This window comes from Nonomuraea rhizosphaerae (genome assembly GCF_019396405.1).
GTDB lineage: Bacteria > Actinomycetota > Actinomycetes > Streptosporangiales > Streptosporangiaceae > Nonomuraea > Nonomuraea rhizosphaerae.
In genome coordinates this window covers 1-2354 of the sequence record NZ_JAHKRL010000068.1, presented here as the reverse complement: position 1 = coordinate 2354, position 2354 = coordinate 1, and the positions used below count along the sequence as shown (strand labels likewise).

Annotated in this window: 2 protein-coding genes and 1 tRNA gene; 1 reads left to right on the top strand and 2 read right to left on the bottom strand. The window is 67.5% G+C overall.

Annotated features, from left to right (window positions below; translation table 11 throughout):
• Nucleotides 1-75: 75 nt before the first annotated feature.
• Nucleotides 76-1365 (bottom strand): ABC transporter substrate-binding protein, encoded by a 1290-nt coding sequence (locus KME77_RS03145; RefSeq protein WP_219461718.1) that lies wholly within the window; start codon nucleotides 1363-1365, stop codon nucleotides 76-78.
• 150 nt (nucleotides 1366-1515) lie between these two features.
• On the bottom strand, nucleotides 1516-2100 hold the full coding sequence (locus tag KME77_RS03140) for an ANTAR domain-containing response regulator (RefSeq protein WP_308250523.1): 585 nt from the start codon (nucleotides 2098-2100) through the stop codon (nucleotides 1516-1518).
• Between the two features lie 115 nt (nucleotides 2101-2215).
• Here KME77_RS03140 and KME77_RS03135 point away from each other — a divergent pair.
• Nucleotides 2216-2288 (top strand) — tRNA-Leu (locus KME77_RS03135).
• The last annotated feature ends 66 nt before the right edge of the window (nucleotides 2289-2354 follow it).

The following is a 2354-nucleotide window of genomic DNA, read 5'->3' as shown; positions in this document are numbered from 1 at the left end:
CACGCCGCCGGAGGGTGAGGCCCCCGGACGCCTCACCCTCCGCCGGGTGTGCCGGAACGCGCCTCCGGCGGGGCGCTAACCGGAAATGTCGCCCTTGCGGTACTCCAGCGCCTTCGCCGCGTCGTACTTGTTGTCCGACCTGTACTGATAGACCCCGATAGTCGCCACCGACGGGTCCCCCACGTCGTTGAAGTCGACCGGCCCGCTCACGCCGTCATAGTCGATGTCCTTGCCCGCCTTGAGCAGCTCGGCGCACGACTTGAAGTCCGTGCACTTCTCGCCGCCCTTGCTGACCTCGACCAGCTTGGCGCCGACGGCCGTGCCCGCGTCGTCCTTGGCGGCCTCGGCCGCCAGCGCGATCAGGTTCGCCGCGTCGTACGACTCCGCCGCGTAGGTGTAGTTGGTGAGCTTGGGATTGACGCCCAGCAGCCGCTTCTGGAACGCCTCCGGCGCCGCCGCGCCCGGGATGGTGCCCTTGACGCCCTTGAGCGTGCCCTTGGGCATCTGCGCGAAGTTGGTGTTCGACATGTTGCCGTCCACCATGTACCACTTGTACTTGTCGGTCGTCAGGCCCTGCTTGACCAGCTCCTGCACCACCTTGGCGGTCTCGTCGAAGCCGATGAGCACGATGCCCTTGGGGTTGGCCGCCTTGATCCTGGCCACGTCGGCGGAGAAGTCGGCCGCCTTCGGGTCGTAGTCGACCCGCTCGACCACCTGCGCGCCCCCCGCCTCGGCCGTCTGCGTCACCTGGTCGGCCAGGCCGGTGCCGTAGGAGTCCTGCATCGCCAGGATGGCGACGGCGTCGTTGCCGTCCGACACCACCAGGTCGCCCAGGACCCGCCCCTGCAGCTTGTCCGGCGGCGCGGTGCGGAAGTAGAGCCCGTTGTCCTTGATCGTGGTGAACGCGTCCGAGGTGTTGGCCGGCGAGAACTGCACCACCCCCGCCCCCGTGATCTTGTCGATGATCGACTCGGACACGGACGAGGACGCGGCGCCGATGATCGCGTCCACCTTCTGCGCGAGCAGCTTGTCCACCGACTGCGAGGCGATGTTCGTGGTCGTGTCACCGGAGTCGGTGTCGTACTTGGTCACCGGCTTGCCCAGCACCCCGCCCGCCTCGTTGATCTCCTTGACCGCCAGGTCCACCCCGGCGATCTCGGGCGGCCCCAGATACGCCAGCGAACCCGTCTGCGGCAGCACCGTGCCGATCGTCAGCGTGCCGTCCCCCTTGGCGGCCGGCGCGCTCGATGGAGCGGCGGCCGACCCGGAGGCGATGGGCGCGGTGGTCGTGCCACCGCTCGAACACGCCGCCAGCGCGAGACCGGCCGCGGTGGCGACGGCCAGCGCCCGGGAAATGCGGATCATCGCAACATCTCCGTCCTGATGAGCGGATCTTGCGTCCGCCCATCAGGATGCGGCCCTTACGGCCGTGCCGAGGGAAACCGAGGCCGGTTGGATGCCCACTCGTGATCGGGTCACAACCCACGCCGACAAAACCGGTGATATACGGCTTTCTCAGGCACGTTCCGCCGCGTCGTCGATAACGATCTGAGCAACCTCACGCATGCTCAACCGGCGATCCATCGACGCCTTCTGGATCCACCGGAACGCCTGCGGCTCGCTCCACCCGTGAGCCGCCATCAACTGCCCCTTGGCCCGCTCGACGAGCTTCCTGGTCTCCAGCCGCTCCGACAGCGTCGAGACCTCGGCGCTCAGCGCCACCATCTCCTCGTGCCTGCTGACCGCCATCTCGATCGCCGGCACCAGGTCGGCCTTCGTGAACGGCTTGACCAGATAGGCCATCGCCCCCGCGTCCCTGGCCCGCTCCACCAGGTCCCGCTGGGAGAAAGCGGTGAGGATGAGGCACGGGGCGATCCGCTCGGCCACGATCCGCTCGGCCGCCGAGATGCCGTCGAGCACGGGCATCTTGACGTCGAGGATGACCAGGTCCGGCCTCAGCTCGGTGGCCAGCTGGATCGCCTGCTCGCCGTCACCGGCCTCACCCGCGACGACGTAGCCGTCCTCTTCGAGCATCTCCTTGAGATCGAGGCGGATCAGCGCCTCGTCTTCCGCGATCACCACTCGCCGCTGCGTACTCACGAGCAGAAGAGTACCGACGTCCGCTAGATTAGATCCACGCCGGATCGCTTTGGCCCCAGGTTGGGCTAAGCTTCAACCGCGCAAAATGGACGAGTTCTCCTTCGTCGGGACTCTTGCCTCGGTATCCCAATGGCAGAGGAAGCGGATTCAAAACCCGCACAGTGTGGGTTCGAATCCCACCCGGGGCACCGACCAGCCGCCCGGTCTTTCGGACCGGGCGGTTTTGTCGAGCCTGGATGCGACGCTCTCCGTCC